Origin of the sequence: Fictibacillus phosphorivorans (assembly GCF_023715845.1) — a bacterium.
GTDB lineage: Bacteria > Bacillota > Bacilli > Bacillales > Fictibacillaceae > Fictibacillus > Fictibacillus phosphorivorans_D.
Genome location: NZ_JAMBOR010000013.1, coordinates 23,533 through 44,131 on the forward strand (window position 1 = coordinate 23,533; position 20,599 = coordinate 44,131).

Sequence of the window (20,599 nt, forward strand, 5' to 3'; positions counted from 1 at the left end):
ACAGGGATAAGTCTTAAAGAATGTTGCCTAACATCTCTACATACTCGTGCAGAGAGATCATTCATCATCATTTTATAAAATAGAAAATGAGCAGATCATGCAAATCTTCCATTCCATTTTGCAATAGTTGTAACCGCTTTTAATGTTATCAGATAGAACGGCAAGCCGCAATATAATTTTTTGATTTTTTTGACAATAACGATTTGAGATGTTTTTCTTCCATTTGAACGCATTTCATTTTACAGCGTTTGACCAGGTCACTTAAAAGGTTTGTGTCTGGTGAGGGTGTTAATTGAATAGGTTTGTCCAAAACTTCATGGAACACCTCGACTAGAATTTTCTCGGAGACTTGTTGATCTCCTGTTATTCTAGTGATTTTTTGTAAAAGTAGTGTGCTGTATGAACTGACGATTTGTTTAAGTGCATCCGGATCTTTTAACCCTCTTCTCTCAAAAAGCTTTCCATCTAGGTCGTTTTTTAGTTTCATACAGCATCACCTTTTCTTAGATTTATTTTACATTACCCCATCTCATCTCTTCGTTAAACGTTTGTATAGGCATTGCGCAATTATTTTTGTAGCGCACTGATAATCGCATTGGTCCATTTAAATAAACCTCTTTTACTCATCACGGCTTATTTAATAATTTTTTTCCGTTTCAACGTCTCCACTGTGATAGTTTTTGCTTCGGTCCCACTTCCATTAATATTCACAGCAAACACCCACGTATCTTTTTTGGTCTTGATAAAACCTACAAACCAGCCTAATCCAAAATCGGATAACCGAGTGCCGGTTTTTCCGTGTAAGACATAGTCATCCTGATCATCTTGAATCATGATTCTCTTTACTGTCTTCTGGTGCTTCTCTTCAAATGGGAGTTCTTCTTTAACGAGTTTTTCCATAAAATCCACTTGCTCGACAGCTGAAATCTTAAGTGAGCTATCCAGCCAGAATCTATCCATTCCGCCAGAGATGTCTTGATTACCGTACTCCATCCGGTTTACGTAATCTTGCATACGTTCCTCACCGATATCTTTAGCCATATCCTGATAGAACCAGATGGCAGACTCTCTCATCGCAGATGCCAGTGAGTGATCGCGGTTCCAAGTCTCGAATTCTCTTACTATGCCATCCCACCGCTTCACTTCATATTCATCTCTTACCGCACTAGTTTGCAATCCGATTAATGCATTTGGGACTTTATACGTTGATTCTGGCGTGATCCTTGTCATACTTCTTCTCTTATTGTACAGATAGGTCTGTTGTGTTTTGACGTTCTTCAGCACCATCGTTCCTTCTTTTCCCTTAAAAAGATCCTGAATCTTCAAGTCTTTTGTTTGCTGATCGGCACCAGAAGTTATTGTTCCTGAGAAAACTACCATAAACGAAATGACTAGCAGTAGGGCTGTTCTGATCATCTTCATTATTTCATCCTCCTTTTTTATAGGTAATTCTCATGATGTCGATTTCCTTTTGATACCCTATACTTTAAGCAATCGATGAGACCACGAAAAGCTTTGTTTTTTCCGTCTGTACCCATACAGATCAATAAGGAGAGATCATCATGCTTACTAAATATGAAGAAGTGATAATAGAAATTAAAAATAGAATAGAAGAAGGACATATAATGCCTGGGGAAAGGCTGCCTTCAGTCCGTGCTCTATCAAAAGAGCTTCAATGCAGCGTTAATTCAATCCTTAAAGCTTATGCAGAGCTTGAAAAAGAACATAAAATATACCCTGTTCCAAAGAGTGGGTATTTTCTGGTTGGGCGTACACCTCCTGTTCAGGAAAAACAGCCTGATCTGATCGACTTTTTATCCGCAGGGCCAGATCGCAGCAGAATGCCTTACCGGGACTATCAGCATTGTATGAACCAAGCAATTGAGTTTTATAAGGAGGAAATGTTTCAATACTCGGAACCGCTCGGACTTTTCACTCTTCGCCGTCAGCTTTCCAAACAGCTTCAGAATCTCCAGGTGTTCGCTCCTCCTGAAAGAATCGCTGTTGTATCAGGCTCTCAGCAGGCACTCGATCTCTTGATCACGCTCCCTTTTCCAAACGGTAAAGAGGTCATCTGTGTAGAACAGCCCACTCATTTTAGTTTTATAGAATCGATTACGTCGAGAGGATTAGAGGCCGTAGGAATTGAGATGACGAAAGATGGGATCGATCTTGAGCATCTAGAAGAGATCTTTAAAACACAGAGGATTAAGTTTTTTTATACGGTCTCTAGATTTCAGAATCCAACGGGCTACAGCTATTCGAATCATGAAAAAAAGAGGATGGTGCAGCTGGCACAAAAATATGATGTGTATATCATCGAGGATGATTACATGGGAGATTTGGATACGCGAAGGAAGGCTGATCCCATGTTTGCTTATGATCCATCTGGCCGGGTTATCTATACTAAAAGCTTTTCCAAGGTACTTCTTCCAGGTTTAAGACTTGGTGTCGCTGTGCTTCCTAATTGGATGATCGAGAACTTTACGAAGGCTAAATTTGCCGCTGATGTCCACACGCCCGTCCTTACTCAAGGGGCTCTTGAGATTTATTTAAAGAGCGGTATGTATTCTGCGCACATTCAGAAGTTAAGAAAACAGTACAAAACGAAGGGAAAAATCTTAAAGCATGCCTATTTAGAGCACCTTCCTAAAGGGACATCTTTTTCAGGGGGAGATTCCGGTTTTTACTCAACGGTTAAACTGCCGGGGCGCTTGAAACCTAGGCATCTTATTAAGCATCTCAAAAAAAAGAACGTCCTTGTGCAGGACGCTACGAATATGTACCTCACACCTTATCGTAAAGAAAATCAAATCCGGCTCAGTGTGTCACAGGTAGAAGATTCGCTCATCTCTATTGGTGTACAGAGGATAGGAGAAGGGATCCGGGAGCTTTTATTAAAAATGTGAGAAAAGGCTGATAGGTTGATTCAGCCCTTTTATTTTTATTTCCAATCTGTTGAAAGGCTGGATAGCGTATTTTTACAATCACTCACGAGCTGGTTGATCAGTTCTTTTGCTGTAGATTCTTTGCTCATGGCAGACGCCTGTCCTGCCCACATCGAAACGAACTCTTTGTTTCCTTGCCTTGCCGCTTCTTTTCTGATGTCCGATGTTAACATATGCTGAATCGGATAAGGCGGCAAGTTTTTGGTGTTCTCTAGACTTAACATCATTTCGTTCTTCATTCCTCGCGCGCTTTTTCCGGAGAACGCAGAAGTTACTTTTGTATCGGTATCCTTGCTGGCGAGGATCGCAGACTTGTGAATCTCGCTTGCTCCGCTTTCTTTGATGGTCAAAAAAGCTGTGCCCAGCTGTACCGCTGATGCTCCTAGTGAGAGAGCCGCCATCATTCCTCTGCCGTCCATGATACCGCCTGCTGCAATTACAGGACACTCGACAGCATCCACGATTTGAGGAACTAAAGCCATCGTGCCAATCAACGCTTCCTCTTCACCATTCAAGAAGGTTCCACGATGCCCGCCAGCCTCACTGCCCTGTGCCACGATCATATCCACACCGCGTAACTCTAGGTTCTTCGCTTCTTTTACAGTCGTCGCAGTCGCAATCACCGTAATTCCGTGGTCATGGAGTTTTTCTACCAAATCAGCAGAGGGTTCGTTGAATGTGAAACTCAAGACCTTTACGCCTGCTTCTATCATCACATTAAGCTGCTGTTCAAAATGATTCTGAATATCGGGGACCGTACTGACTTCTGGAAGGCCGAGCTTTTGTCGGTACTTGTTTAATTGTTTCTGCATGCTCAAGATCTGCTGTTCATTTTTTTCATAGACTTGTGGAAGAAAGAGATTCACAGCAAAAGGCTTTTCCGTTAATGTCATAATCTCTGAGAGTACCTTTCGTATGTCTTCTGGAGACATGTATCCTGCTCCAAGCGTTCCGAGAGCCCCCGCGTTGCTGACTGCAGCTACAAGCTCCGGAGTCGTCGGTCCTCCTGCCATTCCTGCCTGAATTATGGGGTATTTGATGTTTAGTCGTTTACAGATCTTCACGTACTCATTCACCTCTACCATCTTTTTTTAAATCATAACAAAAAGAAAGAGCTTTAGTCTGTTTTGACCAAAGCTCGATCTCTCCTGCACTATACGGCGACCTTTCTGTTTTCATACATTTCTTGGATCGCGTCTTCACTCTTGCTTTCATCAAATTCATTCTCACTCTTTGAAACTACAATTGTCGCGATTCCGTTTCCAATCAAGTTCACGATGGCACGTGCTTCACTCATGAAGCGGTCAACGCCAAGCAATAAGGCAAGCCCTTCAACAGGGATAACCTGCATCGCAGTCAGCGTGGATGCGAGGACGATGAATCCTCCGCCCGTAACCGCCGCAGCCCCTTTAGACGTGAGCATAAGAACCAAGATAATCGTTAACTGTTGAGTCAGACTTAGATCGATTCCGAACACCTGTGCCAAGAATACAACTGCCATGGATAGATAGATGGATGTTCCATCAAGGTTGAACGAATAACCTGTTGGGATGACAAGTCCAACGACTGACTTCGAGCAGCCGAACTTTTCCATCTTATTCATCATTCTTGGCAGGACAGATTCTGAAGAACTTGTCCCGAGTACAATCAGAAGTTCTTCTTTAATGAACTTCAAATACTTCCATAAACTGAACCCATACAATTTACAAATGATGTTCAATACGATAAAGACAAAGCAAAACATCGTCGTATAGACAGATATCATAAGTTTTCCTAGAGGTAAGAGCGACTGAAGACCGTAATTTCCGATCGTAAACGCCATCGCACCGAATGCTCCAAGTGGTGCAGCTTTCATGATGTAACCGACGATTTTGAAAAAGACGTTCAGCAACTTCTCAAAGAACTCAATTATCATTTTTCCGCTGTTCCCAAGCGCTGTTAGTCCTACCCCAAACAAGACGGAGAAGAAAAGGACTTGAAGGATATCACCTTTTGCAAAAGCGTCAACCATATTACTAGGAACAATGTGTGTGACGAACTCGATCCAGTCGATTTTTCCGCCACCTTCAGACGTATACTGTGAAACGTCACCTTTTTCAAGTTTATCAAAATCAAGTCCGGCACCAGGTTTAAGCACATTAACAACGATCAAACCGATTACGAGTGCGAGAGTTGTCACGATTTCAAAATAGATAAAAGCCTTTCCTCCAACTTTCCCGACTTTCTTCATATCCCCCATCTTTGCGATCCCAAGGACGATCGTTAAGAAGATAATCGGTGCAATGACCATTTTCACGGCATTGATGAACGTATCACCAACAGGCTTCATCTGCTTACCGACTTCCGGCCAAATCAATCCAACAAGCACACCAACTGCGATCGCAGTTAACACTTGAAACGTTAAGTTCTTAAAAAGCTTCTTCATGTTTCTCGTTCCCCTTCCGTGGTATGTTGCATTGAATTGTCTGGGGTCTGTCCCGGGACAGACCCCAGACAATTCATACACAATTCAAAATAAAAAAGCAGTATCAACATTTGTTAATGTCATGATACCGCTTTCAATCATTTGTTAGAATATTATGAACGTATTGGACGTTTTGGTCTTTTTGGTCTCGAACGTAATTATCTCACCATTTTGTACATTAAAACATCATCAACGTACTCATTTTCACTGAACTTAAACTCGTTCACTTTGCGTCGTTCTTCGACGAAACCAAGCTTTTTGTAGAGTTCGTTCGCTCTTTATGAATCGAGAACGTACCTAGTGAAACTATTTCAATCGTGTACGGTTAAGGACGAAAATTGTTCAGTTAAGCTTACTTTTTGTAAGGTTGCATCATATTTTTGTACAGTTAACCGCCATTTTTGTACGGTCCGCTCCAATTTTGTTCGTTTGACAGAGAATCACCTGTACGAACTCAGCCACACTAACACGATCAGCTTACTTCTTCAACAAATAACGGTTCACAGGGCGGCCAATCGTTCCATATTGGATATCCAATTCGATGCTTCCGTTCTTCACGAGATAGTCGAGGTATCTTCGGGCGGTCACGCGCGCGATTCCTACTCCTTCTGCCACTTCCTCAGCAGATTTCGCTACAGTTTGGGTCTTGAGAAACCCTTCAATCTGCCTGAGCGTTATTTCGTTTAGTCCCTTTGGAAGTTCAGTAGAATCAGCCACTGTTCTGCTCGTTTCCGCAAAGAAAAGGGTATCAAGTTCTTTTTGTGTAACGGATCTAGATGGTGATAGGGTTGTGTGAAAATCTTTGTATTTTTCAAGTGCCTTTTTGATCCGATCAAAATTGAACGGCTTGATGATATAATCGAAGGCACCATTCTGCAGCATCGCTCGGATAGATTCTTGATCGTTTGCGGCCGTGATGATGATCACATCAACAGGAATCTTTTCATTTCGTATCTGACGGAGTGTCTTCATACCATCCTGGCCAGGCATGTAAATATCGAGGACCACAAGATCTGGCTTTAATTTTCTTACGAGGCTTATGCCCTCGTTTCCGTCTGAAGCACATGCGATCACTTTGAATCCTTTTACTTTTTCGATAAACGCTTTATTGATCTCCTGTACCATCGGATCATCTTCAATCAGCAATACCTTTAGTTTACTCATACTTCTTCACCCCTATCTCCCATTGGGAATGTGATTAGGAAGCTTGTCCCTTGATTCTCGTGGGATGAGACTTCTAGTTCACCTTTCCCTTTTTCCACAATCTGCTTCACTAAATATAGGCCGATGCCTGATCCGTTCTCGCCTTTGGTTGTGTATCCCCTTTCGAATAGGTGCTCCTTAACATCGTTATTCATACCTGATCCATTATCTTCTACTAAAAGAGCACAAACATCCTCGTTCTGCTCGATGCTGATATCGATCCTTGCATCTGGAATCCCTGATACGGCATCAAAGGCATTCTCGATTAAATTTCCTATGATCGTTACAAAATCATGCTGATCGAGATGTTCGGGGAATGACTCAAACCGGCTCTCACTGTCGATCACAACCTTGACCCCTAATTCCTTTCCGCGTCCCACTTTACTTAATAAAAGACCTGCTAAACTTTCATTTTCGATTCGCTGGTTTAAGAACTTTGTGAGTTTCCCTTTTTCTTCTGATATTTGAAATACATATTGCATCGCTTTTTTTATTTTTCCAAGCTGAAGCAGTCCAGCAATGGTATGCAGCTTGTTCATATGTTCATGGTTCTGTACCCTAAGGGCTTCAACGAACGCTTTTACACCCGTTAGTTCCTCTGCCATTCTCGCCACTTCTGTACGATCTTGAAAGATGGCTACCGCACCGACGATCTGTCCGTTTACTTTAATAGGGACCCTGTTACTCATGATGACTTTTCCCTTGACCCGGATTTCCTGATTATAGACAGGGCGACTGAGTTCAATGATTTCTGGCAGACGCGTATCGGGAATCACCTCGCGGATCGGCTGTCCCACCACATCCCCTGAAACATTAAAGATTTGTTTCGCTTTTTCGTTAAAAATAGAGATGTGCTCCTTCGTATCAATCGCGATGACGCCTTCATGCATGGAGTGGAAGGTTGCTGTTCGTTCTTCCAGCATCCGGACGATCTCATGCGGTTCCAGATAAAACATCTGCTGTTTCAGGTGGCGCGCTAAAAGCCAAGCCCCAATGATCCCAAACGAAAGCACAAGCAATAGAATCAGCGTCATCTCGTCTTTCAGATCGTGAAACACTTCGTTAAACTCAGGGATAACGTGACCGACTGCAACAACACCGATCTGCTCAAGGTTCTCATTTTTAATCGGAACAAAAGCTCTTACTGCTGTACCCATCTCTCCTTTTGCTTTCGATATAAAAGTATGGTCTGCAAAAGCGGCGCTCTCGTCTTTTCCTTCTGATTTCGTTCCTAACATTTCTTTCACAGGATGAGAATACCGGACTCCATCCATATTCATGACAACGATGTAGTCTGCCTCATTGATCACTCGAATTTTCTCTACAACCGGCTCTATTCTCATCCAGCCGTCTTTTTCTTGAATATGCCCTTTCACCTCTGGAAGCTGAGCAACCGTCCGTGAAGTGATCATCGCACGTTTTCCAAGTTCTTCTTCTTGAATATCAAGAATTTTTCCGATTATGACGACACCACCGATGAGAATGGCGTAAAATACGATTCCAAAGGTGAGTACCATGATTTTAGTGCGGATAGGCAATCGTTTCATCGTCATTTCTCAGCTTCCTCCTTTAATCCTGACCTTATTGTATCATTCTCGACCACGTATGTTAGACTATTAAAAAAATGATGGATTCGGGGTCAAAGAGGATGAAAGCATTCTTAAGTGTTGCATTGTTATTATGTGTTGGTTTAGCTGTGTCCGTTTGGATCGGATTCCATTCGAGGTTCTCAGAGGGCACGCTCCCATTTGATGACGACCAAAAAGGGATCAAAGACCAAGTTGTGATCAAGTTCAGTCATGTCGTTGCTGAGAACACACCGAAAGGACTGGCTGCACAGCGATTCGCAAAACTTGTTAATGAGAAATCAGAGGGGAAAATAAAAGTAGAAGTGGTTCCAAACGGCGGACTGTATTCGGATCAAGAAGAACTCGAAGCATTAAAACGCGGAGATATTCAGATGATTGCTCCTGCCACAACCAAATTGAGTACCTTCTCTCCCAAGTTTCAGGTACTCGATCTTCCCTATGCCATGCCGACACGTGAAAGTATGATCGAAGTCTTAAACGGTGATATCGGTAAAACGCTTCTTCAATCTCTTACAAACAGCAACATGAAGGGTTTGACGTTCTGGACAAACGGCTTTAAGCAGATCACAACGAACGATGGGCCTCTCAAATCACCGTCCGATCTAAAAGGACAAACTTTTCGCATCATGCCCAGCCCTCTCTTAGAAAAACAGTTTCAGCTTCTAAACGCCAAAGCGGTCGGACTAGATTTTAATGAGACTTATCGATTGCTAGAATCAGGTGAACTGAACGGTGAAGAAAACACGATCTCCAACATTTATTCAAAAAAGTTCTTTGATGTTCAAAGTCATTTGACGGTGAGCGACCATGGATTTTTGGGCTATGCGGTAATCATGAACGAAGATTTTTGGAACGGGCTATCAAAGAGTCAGCAACAGATTCTCAAAGAGTCGCTACAAGAAACAACAACGTGGAACCAAACGTACTCTTTTGAGATGAATGATGAGCAGCTCCGTTTGATAGAAAAGCAGTCAGAAATCGAAATCTACCATCTGACAAAAGAAGAAAAACGAAAATGGGCCGACTTTTTCGAGCCCGTTTATAAAGCATTTGATGAAGAGATTGGTACGGAGTTGATCGAACAGATAAAGAAAGTACGTGCAAACCATTCTGAACTCTAAATCTATAACAATAGGCGCTGATTCTAAAATAGAATTTCAGCGCCTTTTTTGTATATCTAACACCTATTCGTCTTTCACTTTCACCCCGAACACTTCGATCAAGTTGACTGCCTGAAGGGGTGAGATAATGGCACCCCTGAGATCTTTCTCTTTTACATGAATAAATGAAAATTGGCATCTGCTTAAATCTATCTCTTTTAACGAGGTGTCTGAAAACTGAGCTTCTTCGATATTTGAAGTTCCAAATTGCACGTTGTCCAGCTTTGCCCCGATGAAATTGGCTTCCTTCAACAAGCAATTATCGAACCGAACATCTCGAAGGTCCGTGAGACTGAGTAAGGAATATGGAACTGGACAATCCATAAATTGAACATCCCGCAGAACCGTCTCATCAAAATCGGCACCAACCAGCTTACATTCAATAAACTCCACACGGTTAAACCGGGCTCCACTTAATTTCACGTTCGACAGATCACATTTTTCAAAAACAACATCATTCCATTCCGAAAAAGGCAGCTTAGAGTCAGCTAAGCTGACACCTTTTATAAGCATTTCATTAAACCGAATATATTTTGCATCAAGGGTTCCCGAAAGTGATTCAATCTTTCCCATTTCAAACGAATCACTATTCCCTAAACTGCTGATTTCTATGGTTTCCAAGTTTTCAGGAAGATCCGGTCTGTTGATCGGTCTATTTTTCTTTTTCAATGCCTTCTCCTCATTTCACTGTTTTCTCTTTTTGACTGTTTCGATATAACTACCATATCCCCTCTCAACGCACTTCCCTCCCTTTTATATTAAAAAAGGTCCATTTCTGTCAGTTCTCTTTCAAACTCTAGGAATATGTAACTGCTTTTTATTTAAAAATAGTTCGTTCCTTAGTAACTAGGTTGAGATTTTACAAGTCTGTAAAATGAAGGTGAAGACATCATGGCCAGATAAAAGCTGTTAAAAAAGCTTTCGAACGAAAATAAAAAAGGAGGCGTTGATGATGAAAAGAAGGTATGGAAACAAGAAGTTTCTTTCTATTATTTCGGTAGTCATTGCTTTAGTGGTCAGTACTCTCGCATTCATCCCCACGCTCCAGGCAACCGGTGATGGCTCCTGGACAAGTCCGTACTCTGTGTCTCAAGCATTATCCAACCAAAATAACAGCAGTAAAACGGTGCAAGGGTATGTTGTCGGACAGCCTACTGCGACCAATACGGTTGTGACGAGTAACTACCCGAACGATTACGCACTCGCTCTTGCTGATAGTGCTACAGAAACAAACACAGCCAACATGTTATACGTTCAAATCCCTTCTTCGTTTCGTTCAGAATTCGGCTTAAAATCAAATCCAACTTTAAAAGGACAAGCGATTAAAGTTACCGGAACGATGACGGCATATTTTTCTCATCCCGGTTTAAAAGATGCAACGGCTATGCAAAAAACATCAGGCTCTGACCCTGGCGATCCAGGAGATCCAGGAGATCCAGGAGATCCAGGAGATCCGACTGATCCGCCCGCTTATGACGACTCTTATTATGATTCTGCTAGAGGAAAAACGGGTTCTGCCCTAAAAACAGCTTTGCATAATATCATCGACGATCACACAGAACTTTCTTATTCTCAAGTTTGGGAAGCGTTAAAAGTAACGGATGAAGATCCAAACAACCGCAATAACGTTATTTTACTATATACCGGCCGATCTCAAAGTAAAACATCGAACGGAAGCAATGTGGACGACTGGAACCGCGAACATGTTTGGGCGAAATCGCATGGTGATTTTGGTACGACGATGGGGCCCGGGACTGACATCCACCACCTTCGTCCGACAGATGTTACGGTAAACAGTACAAGAAACAACCTTGATTTTGACAATGGCGGCAAAGAGCACTCTGAAGCACGTGGAAACTATTATGACAGTGATTCGTGGGAACCGCGAGATGCCGTAAAAGGCGATGTAGCACGCATGCTGTTCTACATGGCTGTCCGTTATGAAGGAGACAGCGGCGAACCTCAGCTGGAACTTAACGACAATGTTAATAACGGAAAGGCTCCCTACCATGGCAGAATGTCTGTACTGAAACAGTGGCATCAACAAGATCCCGTGGATGATCGGGAACGCAACCGCAATGACATTATCTACAACAATTATCAGCACAACCGAAACCCTTTCATCGACCATCCGGAGTGGGTTGAGGAAATTTGGTAAACCATAAGAAAAACGCTTGGGCTATCATGTCCAAGCGTTTTTTATTGTATTTTGATTAAACAGTTAAAGCCCCACGGAATCCTCTTGCTGCATAATAAGAATCTGCGCCATTGTGGTAGACAAAGACATGGCCATAACGATAATCACAGAAAAGAGCACCGCCTAGTTTTCTAATATCTGAAGGGGTTTGCACCCAAGTGGATGTTTTTTTATCAAAGGTTCCAAGCTCCTGTAAGGCTCGATACTGTTCTTCTGTTAAAAGTTCAATGCCCATTTCAGCTGCAACATCCATCGCACTGTTCTCTGGTTTATGCTTTTTTCTTGCATCGAGTGCTGCACGGTCGTAACAAAGACTTCTACGGCCTTTCGGGCTCTCGGGTGCACAGTCATAAAAAATATATTCATCCTTCGATTCATCATACCCCACCACATCGGGTTCGCCTTCTGTTCTTTCCATTTCATTGAGCGACCACAATTTTTCAGGATTAGCTTCTAGCTTTTCTTGGACTTTGTCCCACTCAAGTCCTTCATGACGCTCCCTATTTTTATCAAAACGAGTTTTCAATGTTTGTAAAAGTTCTTCTCGTTGTTCAATTGACAATTCCTTTTTTGTTTTGGTTGGCATATTCGTTCCTCCTCCAAATTCAGCTCATAATTTATTATAAGTAAATACAAAATGATAATCTAACAGATATTCAAACAATTATTTAATAGAATCGAACACATTACATAAACCACTCAAAATAGACGAGACATATCCCGCACGCCGCCCAGGAGACCATTGAGAAAACAGTGACGATCATGTTTTCTGACCAGCCGTACTTTATTCCGTAATGATAATGAATGGGTGTGAATTGAAACAGTTTCTTTTTGGTTCGTTTGAAATAAGCTACCTGGATGATGACCGAAAGCTGTTCGGCAAGATAGATGATAAACAGGATAGGAATCAAGATTTCAACATTTTCAATGATTGCGAGAAAAGACAGCGTACCACCGATCGCTAAAGAGCCGGTATCCCCCATGAACGCTTTTGCGGGATATAAGTTATAGATTAGGAAACCTAGAATAGTAGCGATCATCACTAAACAAAATACTTTCACTTCTGTGTTATCCGTGATTACAAAGAAAAAGAAGTACGTAGGGATCGCTACCATGCCCAATAGCCCGTCCATCCCGTCTGTAAAATTTATCGCATTTGCGGTACCAACGATAAAAAGTGTGATGATCACGAGATAAGGAATGTATGGCAATACAATGTGGAAGGACTCCGTTACTCTGATGCTCGTATCGATGTTAAACAGATCGATTCCTGTGTATAAGAGCAAAATCGTAAATCCAAATTGAAAGATGAGCTTTGTTCTCCCCGACACCCCGCCAGGATCTTGCTTTGATGCCTTCCAAAAATCATCGAGAAAACCGATAAAGCTAAACAATATAAATGTACCCACCAAAAAGAGCATAACAGGACTTGTGTAATAAGATAAAGCCACTATGATTCCAACGAAGAACACACTCCCCGCCATGAGCGGTGTCCCCTTCTTTTCTTGATGATCAGCGGGAAGTTCCACTCTGATCGGCTGTGTGAGCTTTAATTTCTTCAGCGTAAAAATCAATATAGGTGCTATAAGAACCGTTAGTAAAAACGTAATGAATGCAGGGGTAAGCTGTAAAAGCACGATAATCTCCTTTCAAGTTCGCCATTTATATAGAATTCGATAAAAGGGAAAATGTTCCTTCAAATTTCATAGAGGTCTAAGGTTGTCAGAATTGTTTGGGGTCTGTCCCGGGACAGACCCCAAACAATTCTGACCATTCAATAGGACCTTGTGCTATGGGTCTTCAGAGTGATGGACAGCTTCTTACCAGATTGATACTTTTAAAGTGTAAGAATTTTCAGAAATAAGGAGATGTACATATGAGAGGAAAACGCGTCTTAGTTTGTACCATGCTGAGCACAGCCATGCTTCTATCCAGTATGACCCCAGCCATTCTTGCAGAAGATTCTACCGTCAACCATCACATTAAACCAGGGTCTTGGAACAAACCCGTTCAATCTTCCGCTGTCCTTCACCCGGGAACTCCTGAAAGTGCCGGACTCAAGAGAGAGCCGCTTCGGAAGATCGATTCTTTTATTAAGAGTGAAATGGAAAAACGAACGATGCCTGGTGCTGTTGTTCTTGTTGCACGCAGCGGTAGCATCGCGAAGCATGATGCATACGGGTACTCCGCTCGCTATACGGACGACCAGTTTACCGAAATGGACAACCCTGTAAAGATGAAAAAGGATACGATCTTTGACATTGCTTCTATCTCTAAGCTTTTCACGACGACCGCCGCCATGCAGCTTTATGAACAAGGAAAGTTCAATCTGGATGATCCTGTCGGCATGTACATTCCAGAATTTAATGAAAACGGAAAAGAATCCGTAACGATCAGACAGATCATGACTCATACCTCTGGCTTTGTGGCATGGATTCCGCTTTATAACATGGGAACGAACCGTGAAGAAAGGCTGCAGATCGCTTTAAAATACCCATTAAATAATGAGCCTGGTACTACATATACATATAGTGATCTAAATTTAATCACACTTGGAGTTTTAGTAGAAAGGCTGTCTGGTCAAAGACTTGATGAGTTTGTAAAAGAGAACATCACAGAGCCTCTTGGAATGAAAGATACGATGTACAACCCTCCCGCTTCTCTTCGTGACCGTGTGGCAGCAACCGAATATCAGCCGAACATCGGCCGCGGCATGGTGTGGGGCAGTGTGCATGACGAAAACGCATGGAGCCTTGATGGTGTAGCTGGCCATGCAGGTGTCTTCTCAACGGCTAAAGATCTCGCCGTTTTTGGCCATATGATTTTACAAAAAGGAACGTATGGGTCGACTAAGATCCTCGAACCGGAAACTGTCCGATTATTAACCGAAAACCAGCTCCCTCAGTTTCCTGACGACTCACACGGACTTGGCTGGGAATTGAATCAAGGATGGTATATGGATTCGTTATCAAATGAAGAAACGCTCGGTCATACCGGATATACAGGAACATCAATAGTTGTATCTCCAAAAAATCAGACTATCGTGTTAACGCTGACCAATCGGGTCCATCCATCACGGGATACGGTTTCAATGAACCCAATTAGACGTGAAGTGGCTCAACTTGCTGGTGATTCGATATCCGTTCCGATGGGGCATAAAGATAAAGCTTGGTTTTCAGGCTATGGGGATAATCTTGCAAAAAGCTTAACGTTTAAAGTAAAAGAGGATCAGAAGAAACTTCACTTCCAAAATTGGTTCAGCATCGAAACCGACAGTGACAAAGGAATCGTTCAAGTATCTGAAGACGGTGAAACGTGGACAAACCTTTCTGACGTTTATACAGGCAAGGATGAAAAATGGACAAACGAAAAGATAGAACTTCCAGATGAGACACAATTCGTCCGCTTCCTCTATGAGACGGATGTTTCCGTAAATGGCAGGGGCTGGTATGTTGATGATGTGTTCACCACAGATTCAACAGGAAATAAAGAGAAAGTAAAAATGAGTGAAAGCCAGTGGGAACAGCGCAGCTGGTAGAAAAACGAGAAGCAGTTCTGCATCTTTTTGCAGGACTGTTTTTTTAAAAAAGGGTAAAAATAATCTTTACCGAAATATATAAGTGCAAACAATAAGGAGGAAAAATCATGGCCAAACCATTCATACATGAGATGCATTATTTCAGGATACCTGTTACTAATCTACAAGCGTCAATAACCTGGTACACAGAATGCCTAGGTTTTCAATTAAAGCACAGTGACGGTAAGCTTGCTGTTATCGAACTAAGTTCTGGTCCACTGCTCATATTAATACAAGGAGATCCGGATTCTAAAGGACATTTCACCATAAACGGGAAAGCTGAATTTTCGATCGGATTTACAACGTCAGCCATCAACGAGCTGTATACCTATTTAAAAGACCAAAATGTAAAAGTAGATGACATGCAAGAAGACAACGGCCACAGCTATTTTCATTTCTATGACCCTAGCGGAAATAAACTTCAAGTACATAATTAAATCAAAAAAAAGCAGTCACGCCATAACTGGCAGACTGCTCTTCTCTCTTCTTATTTTCACTCCGTAACAATCCGATCCGGTCTCGTATACACGTTCATCGAGTCTCCACGAATAAAACCCACCGTCGTAATGCCTAGCTCTTCAGCTGACTGCAGGGCAAATTCGGTCGGTGCGGACTTGGACAGTACGATCTCGCAGCCGATCTTCGCTACCTTCAACAAAATCTCTGATGAAATCCTCCCGCTGAAAACAAGAATCTTGTCCCCTATGAAAATATCATTCTTCAGGCAATAACCATAGATTTTGTCTAGCGCATTGTGACGCCCGATATCCATCCGGCTCAGCACGATTCCGTTCACATCACACAGTGCTGCGTTATGCACTCCGCCCGTTTCCTTAAATATGCCCGCTGAACTTTGCATCTCTTTCATCAAACGGAAGCAGTCATCAGGGGTCACTTTCACCCGAACGTCGTTCATGCTCTTAGCTGTAAGTGCATCGTTCGCAAACACGAACCCTTGTCTGCTCATTCCACAGCACGACGTTATGTATCTTTTATTCTGCAGATTCTGATAGAGCGGGTTCACCTTATCTAACGTCACATGAACAAAGTTTCCGTCCTCCTGCACCCAGATGTCCCGAATCTCTTGATAGTTTCGGATCACACCTTCTGAAGCAAGATAGCCGACAACCATGTCCTCTATATACTCCGGGCTGCAGACCATCGTCACGAATTCTTCCCCATTGATTTTGATCGTGACGGGAAGTTCGGATACAACGGTGTCTTCAACGAAAGACGCTCCACCTTTTTTAAATTGAAGAATTTCGCGCTTCGTTACGACTGGCTTCATGAAAGTCCCCCCTTAAGCGATGGGTTTATCAAAGACAAAGACTGAAACGGCCATGTCCTCATCTACTTTAAAATCTGAAAACAGATGAACAAACTTTGCACCTGTCACATCTTCTAACCCCTCAGGTGGTGCTGTTGCATAGATGTCCTGGATGAGGCGGGTTCTAGCAGCATGAACCATTTCTTTTCCTTCAGCTGTTCTTGCAATAAACTTCTCCGTTGGGGTCAAGTTGCCGTACATGGTTGAGATCGCCATGTTTTCAACAAAGACTGTATGTATTTTTTCAGGACCTTTTCCTAATAAATTCTTACGCAGTTTTCGGATGATATCATTGAAGTCGTGTATTTTTTTTGACATGTTAACCACCACCATTGTCTCACCATTTTTTACTAATCATACATGATGTACTTACTTTTCGCACGTAAAAAAATTTAGTTAGTTTGGAAGTTTCGTTGTTTCTTTACTATGAAACCGCTATAATAAAGGGAGAAAAGTTGGAAGCTGGAATAATGATTTGTTCCTCTTCCCTCTTAACGAATGATATAACTCGTCTATTTTTCAGAAGCCATCCGTTTTTATGAAAAATAGAAATGTTGGATTGGTCCGATAGTAAGTTCTGCTATTAAACTATTCCACCATGATACACATTTTCTGCGCCTCATAGAATCTGTGCTTTCGTGGTGGATTTTTTTGTACTTTCATCATTGAAAGGAAGGTCTTTAATGGAAAAAATGATTCAGATCAAGATAGACGGAAAGACGTACGAAGCATCAGCAGGAACGTCCATCCTGGATATCATCAATAAAAATGAACTTCCCCATCCTCAGATCTGTTACACGCCGCAAGTGGACCCGATCGAGACGTGTGATACTTGTATCGTCGAAGTTGATGGCAAACTGGTGCGTTCGTGCTCAACGATGGCCTTAGACGGCATGACGATTGATCGTTCATCTTCCCGAGCGAAAGATGCACAGAACCAGGCGATGGATCGACTCTTGGAAAATCACCTTCTCTATTGCACAGTCTGTGATAACAACAACGGAAACTGTAAACTGCACAACACAGCCGAACTGATGGAGATCGAACATCAGTCTATTCCCTACTCGCCGAAAGAAGAAACGGTGGACATCGATATGTCTCACCCGTTCTACCGTTATGATGCAAACCAGTGCATCACGTGCGGTCAATGCGTGGAAGTATGCCAAAACCTTCAGGTGAACGAGACCCTTTCGATCGATTGGGAACGAGAACGCCCGCGTGTCATTTGGGATGCAGGTTCAAGTATCGATGAATCCTCTTGTGTCAGCTGCGGACAGTGTGTAACGGTTTGTCCTTGTAACGCCTTAATGGAAAAAACTATGCTAGGTGAAGCAGGTTTCATGACGGGCTTGAAAGAGGATCTTCTGGAGCCGATGGTCGAACTTGTAAAAGAGGTTGAGCCTGGCTATAGTGGTATCTTTGCCGTGTCTGAAGTGGAAGCAGCGATGCGTGAGACACGTACGAAAAAAACAAAAACGGTTTGTACGTTCTGTGGTGTAGGTTGTTCGTTCGAAGTCTGGACGAAAGGAAGAAAGATTTTAAAAGTAGAACCGAGTGAAGGCCCTGTAAATGCTATTTCCACTTGCGTAAAAGGAAAGTTCGGCTGGGATTTCGTGAACAGCGAAGAACGTCTGACTACTCCCCTTATCCGTAAAGACGGGGTGTTTGTTGAATCCACTTGGGATGAAGCCCTATCCTTAATCGCGAGCAAGATGGACCAGATCAAACAAGATTATGGCAGCAACGCTCTCGGGTTCGTCTCTTCCTCTAAAATTACGAATGAAGAAAATTATTTAATGCAGAAGCTCGCACGCCAGGTTTTCGGTACAAACAACGTGGATAACTGTTCCCGCTACTGTCAGTCTCCTGCAACAGACGGCTTGTTCCGAACAGTCGGTATGGGTGGTGACGCTGGTACAATCCAAGATATCGCTGAAGCCGGACTCGTCATCGTTGTTGGAGCGAATCCAACAGAAGGACACCCTGTTTTAGCGACGCGCATTAAACGTGCAAACAAGCTTCATGGACAAAAACTGATCGTCGCTGATCTTCGTAAACATGAACTCGCTGAGCGCTCTGATATTTTTATCAGTCCAAAACAAGGAACCGATCAAGTGTGGCTGATGGCCGTTACAAAGTACATGATCGACCAAGGGTGGCACGATCAGAAGTTTATTGAAGAAAACGTCCATTACTTTGAAGAGTTCAAGGAGGTATTAGAAAAGTACACACTCGAGTATGCTGAAGAGATCACAGGTCTTAAGCAAGAGACATTGATCGATGTAGCAAAATTGATCCGTGACGCAGATGGTACCTGTATCCTTTGGGGCATGGGTGTGACACAGAATACAGGCGGAAGCGATACATCTGCTGCCATTTCGAACCTCCTTTTAGCGACTGGAAACTATCGACGACCTGGCGCAGGTGCTTATCCGTTACGCGGGCATAACAACGTTCAAGGCGCCTGTGACATGGGTACCCTTCCTGCCTGGCTGCCGGGTTATCAGCATATTACAGATGACGTAGCCCGCTCGAAATTCGAAAAAGCATATGGCGTTTCGATCGACAGCAAACCAGGAAAAGACAACATCCAGATGGTTGAAGGAATCGGTAACGGTGAGATCAAAGCGATGTACTTGATCGGTGAAGATATAGCTCTCGTGGATTCCAACTCGAACCATGTTCATGACATGTTGTCACAGCTTGATTTTTTCGTCGTTCAAGATATTTTCTTAACGAAGACGGCTCAATATGCAGACGTGATTCTGCCAGCGGCTCCATCCTTAGAAAAAGAAGGAACCTTCACGAATACTGAACGCCGCGTTCAGCGTTTGTATCAAGCACTGCCGACAACTGGCGAGTCACGTCCCGACTGGGAGATCATCCAGGCGATTGCGATTCGTATGGGAGCGGACTGGAACTATTCGCATCCGGGCGAGATTTTTGCAGAGATGGCGTCATTAGCCCCATTGTTTGGTCAGGCTAGCTATGATGTCCTTGAAGGCTGGGGCAGTTTCCTTTGGGGAGATTTCAGTGGTAAGAGCACACCTCTTCTTTACACGGACGGATTTAATTTCCCTGATAAAAAAGCGCGCTTTGCCCTTTCCGACTGGATGCTGCCAGCTGAATTCCCTGAAGAGTTTGATCTTCACATTAACAACGGCCGTATGCTGGAGCACTTCCATGAAGGGAACCTGACGAACAAATCGGAAGGAATTCAGCATAAAGTGCCAGATGTGTTTGTTGAAGTATCACCAACTCTTGCAGAGGAACGCGGTTTGATCGACGGTTCGGTCGTCCGGCTGATCTCTCCTTTTGGAGCCGTTAAACTGAACGCATTGGTTACCGATCGTGTAAAAAACAATGAACTCTACCTGCCGATGAACTCTGTGGATAAGGAATCCGCGATCAACTTCCTTACCGGACCGGCCGTTGACCATCGTACGCATACTCCGGCATACAAGCAGACAAAAGTACGAATGGAAATCATCAGCCGTGAAGGCGAAGTGAAATTGCCTGGCAATAACCCAAGAAACAAAAAGCGCTATCCACAAAATGGCGTGGAAGTACAAAGAAAATGGAACCGTCCTGGCTATGTCCATCTGACGGATGAAGTGTAGGAGGGCTGATTTCATATGGCAGAACCGATTACCGTTGTGAAGAAAAAGGTAAAAACAAATGAGCAAATTCAGCAAGAAAAACTCGCTGAACTTCAAAAAGCATTAGCAGAAAAAGATGCTGCCCTAACAAAGGCGCTCGATTTTATCGGAGAGCTTGATAAGATCGGTGCATTGGAAGCGGCAAACGCCATGCTTGAAGCCAAAGACAAGATTGCAAGTATCGCAATTGGCCAGGCCTCACGCGAACCGGTCACGAACATGATTAATAACTTGATGGGTGCAGCCGGCGTCTTGACGAAGATGGATCCAGAATCAACCTCTAAACTTCTCGACAGCGTCGTGTCAGGCTTAAAACAAGGGGAATCTTTTGTAGAGAGCGAACAAAAAGTCGGGGCTTTTGATTTGGTGAAATCATTAAAAGATCCTGATATCAATCGTGCGATCGGCTTTGGTCTTCACTTTTTGAAAGGCATGGGCCAGGAACTGAAGAAATAAATGAAGGACTTACCTATTT

At 43.0% G+C, this 20,599-nt stretch carries 18 protein-coding genes and 1 pseudogene; 7 read left to right on the plus strand and 12 right to left on the minus strand.

What is annotated here, in order from left to right:
* Positions 1-148 precede the first annotated feature (148 nt).
* Positions 149-487: a hypothetical protein gene (locus M3206_RS11255; protein ID WP_251312621.1), complete on the minus strand. Its 339-nt coding sequence runs from the start codon at positions 485-487 to the stop codon at positions 149-151.
* Positions 488-633: 146 nt separating this feature from the next.
* Positions 634-1,425, minus strand: coding sequence for a class D beta-lactamase (gene blaOXA, locus M3206_RS11260; protein ID WP_425590733.1), 792 nt, complete (start codon positions 1,423-1,425; stop codon positions 634-636).
* 137 nt (positions 1,426-1,562) lie between these two features.
* Between blaOXA and M3206_RS11265 the strand changes: the two genes are divergently transcribed.
* Positions 1,563-2,909, plus strand: coding sequence for a PLP-dependent aminotransferase family protein (locus tag M3206_RS11265; RefSeq protein WP_251312623.1), 1,347 nt, complete (start codon positions 1,563-1,565; stop codon positions 2,907-2,909).
* A 35-nt stretch (positions 2,910-2,944) separates the two neighbouring features.
* Here the strand turns inward: M3206_RS11265 and M3206_RS11270 are convergent, their stop codons facing one another.
* The 5 genes and pseudogenes from M3206_RS11270 to M3206_RS11290 all read right to left on the minus strand — a co-directional run bounded on the left by M3206_RS11270 (position 2,945) and on the right by M3206_RS11290 (position 8,162).
* Complete coding sequence (locus M3206_RS11270; RefSeq protein WP_285876930.1) at positions 2,945-4,033, minus strand: NAD(P)H-dependent flavin oxidoreductase; 1,089 nt, start codon at positions 4,031-4,033, stop codon at positions 2,945-2,947.
* Between the two features lie 68 nt (positions 4,034-4,101).
* Positions 4,102-5,373, minus strand: a complete 1,272-nt coding sequence (gene dctP / locus M3206_RS11275; protein WP_251312625.1) for a C4-dicarboxylate transporter DctP — start codon at positions 5,371-5,373, stop codon at positions 4,102-4,104.
* Between the two features lie 197 nt (positions 5,374-5,570).
* Positions 5,571-5,728: pseudogene (locus M3206_RS11280) on the minus strand (GNAT family N-acetyltransferase); the annotation flags it as partial.
* Positions 5,729-5,889: 161 nt separating this feature from the next.
* On the minus strand, positions 5,890-6,576 hold the full coding sequence (locus M3206_RS11285) for a response regulator (protein ID WP_251312626.1): 687 nt from the start codon (positions 6,574-6,576) through the stop codon (positions 5,890-5,892).
* On the minus strand, positions 6,573-8,162 hold the full coding sequence (locus M3206_RS11290) for an ATP-binding protein (protein ID WP_285876933.1): 1,590 nt from the start codon (positions 8,160-8,162) through the stop codon (positions 6,573-6,575). Before M3206_RS11290 ends, M3206_RS11285 begins: the two co-directional genes overlap by 4 nt.
* A gap of 101 nt (positions 8,163-8,263) precedes the next feature.
* On the opposite strand from M3206_RS11290, the gene M3206_RS11295 reads away from it, so the two are divergent.
* Positions 8,264-9,325: a DctP family TRAP transporter solute-binding subunit gene (locus tag M3206_RS11295; RefSeq protein WP_251312628.1), complete on the plus strand. Its 1,062-nt coding sequence runs from the start codon at positions 8,264-8,266 to the stop codon at positions 9,323-9,325.
* Positions 9,326-9,388: 63 nt separating this feature from the next.
* On the opposite strand, the gene M3206_RS11300 is transcribed toward M3206_RS11295, so the two are convergent.
* The gene (locus tag M3206_RS11300; RefSeq protein WP_251312629.1) at positions 9,389-10,033 is read right to left on the minus strand and encodes a pentapeptide repeat-containing protein; all 645 of its coding nucleotides are present in this window, start codon (positions 10,031-10,033) and stop codon (positions 9,389-9,391) included.
* A gap of 283 nt (positions 10,034-10,316) precedes the next feature.
* Here M3206_RS11300 and M3206_RS11305 point away from each other — a divergent pair, with 283 nt between their 5' ends.
* Positions 10,317-11,522 (plus strand): endonuclease, encoded by a 1,206-nt coding sequence (locus M3206_RS11305; RefSeq protein ID WP_425590730.1) that lies wholly within the window; start codon positions 10,317-10,319, stop codon positions 11,520-11,522.
* Positions 11,523-11,577: 55 nt separating this feature from the next.
* On the opposite strand, the gene M3206_RS11310 is transcribed toward M3206_RS11305, so the two are convergent.
* The gene (locus M3206_RS11310; RefSeq protein ID WP_251312631.1) at positions 11,578-12,147 is read right to left on the minus strand and encodes a DUF4256 domain-containing protein; all 570 of its coding nucleotides are present in this window, start codon (positions 12,145-12,147) and stop codon (positions 11,578-11,580) included.
* Positions 12,148-12,247: 100 nt separating this feature from the next.
* Positions 12,248-13,198 (minus strand): phospho-N-acetylmuramoyl-pentapeptide-transferase, encoded by a 951-nt coding sequence (mraY, locus tag M3206_RS11315; protein ID WP_251312632.1) that lies wholly within the window; start codon positions 13,196-13,198, stop codon positions 12,248-12,250.
* Positions 13,199-13,437: 239 nt separating this feature from the next.
* Between mraY and M3206_RS11320 the strand changes: the two genes are divergently transcribed.
* Entirely contained in the window at positions 13,438-15,099 is a 1,662-nt protein-coding gene (locus M3206_RS11320; protein WP_425590731.1) for a serine hydrolase, read from the plus strand.
* A gap of 107 nt (positions 15,100-15,206) precedes the next feature.
* Complete coding sequence (locus M3206_RS11325) at positions 15,207-15,575, plus strand: VOC family protein (RefSeq protein ID WP_251312633.1); 369 nt, start codon at positions 15,207-15,209, stop codon at positions 15,573-15,575.
* 56 nt (positions 15,576-15,631) lie between these two features.
* Here the strand turns inward: M3206_RS11325 and fdhD are convergent, their stop codons facing one another.
* Positions 15,632-16,426 carry a formate dehydrogenase accessory sulfurtransferase FdhD gene (gene fdhD / locus M3206_RS11330; RefSeq protein ID WP_251312634.1) on the minus strand — a complete coding sequence of 265 codons (795 nt, stop codon included), beginning with the start codon at positions 16,424-16,426 and terminating at the stop codon, positions 15,632-15,634.
* A gap of 12 nt (positions 16,427-16,438) precedes the next feature.
* Complete coding sequence (locus M3206_RS11335) at positions 16,439-16,783, minus strand: DUF2294 domain-containing protein (RefSeq protein WP_251312635.1); 345 nt, start codon at positions 16,781-16,783, stop codon at positions 16,439-16,441.
* Between the two features lie 374 nt (positions 16,784-17,157).
* Here M3206_RS11335 and fdhF point away from each other — a divergent pair, with 374 nt between their 5' ends.
* Both fdhF and M3206_RS11345 read left to right on the plus strand, forming a co-directional pair.
* On the plus strand, positions 17,158-20,085 hold the full coding sequence (gene fdhF, locus M3206_RS11340; protein ID WP_251312709.1) for a formate dehydrogenase subunit alpha: 2,928 nt from the start codon (positions 17,158-17,160) through the stop codon (positions 20,083-20,085).
* 15 nt (positions 20,086-20,100) lie between these two features.
* A complete protein-coding gene (locus tag M3206_RS11345; RefSeq protein ID WP_251312636.1) occupies positions 20,101-20,580 on the plus strand; it encodes a DUF1641 domain-containing protein in 480 nt (159 codons plus the stop codon).
* Positions 20,581-20,599: the final 19 nt, after the last annotated feature.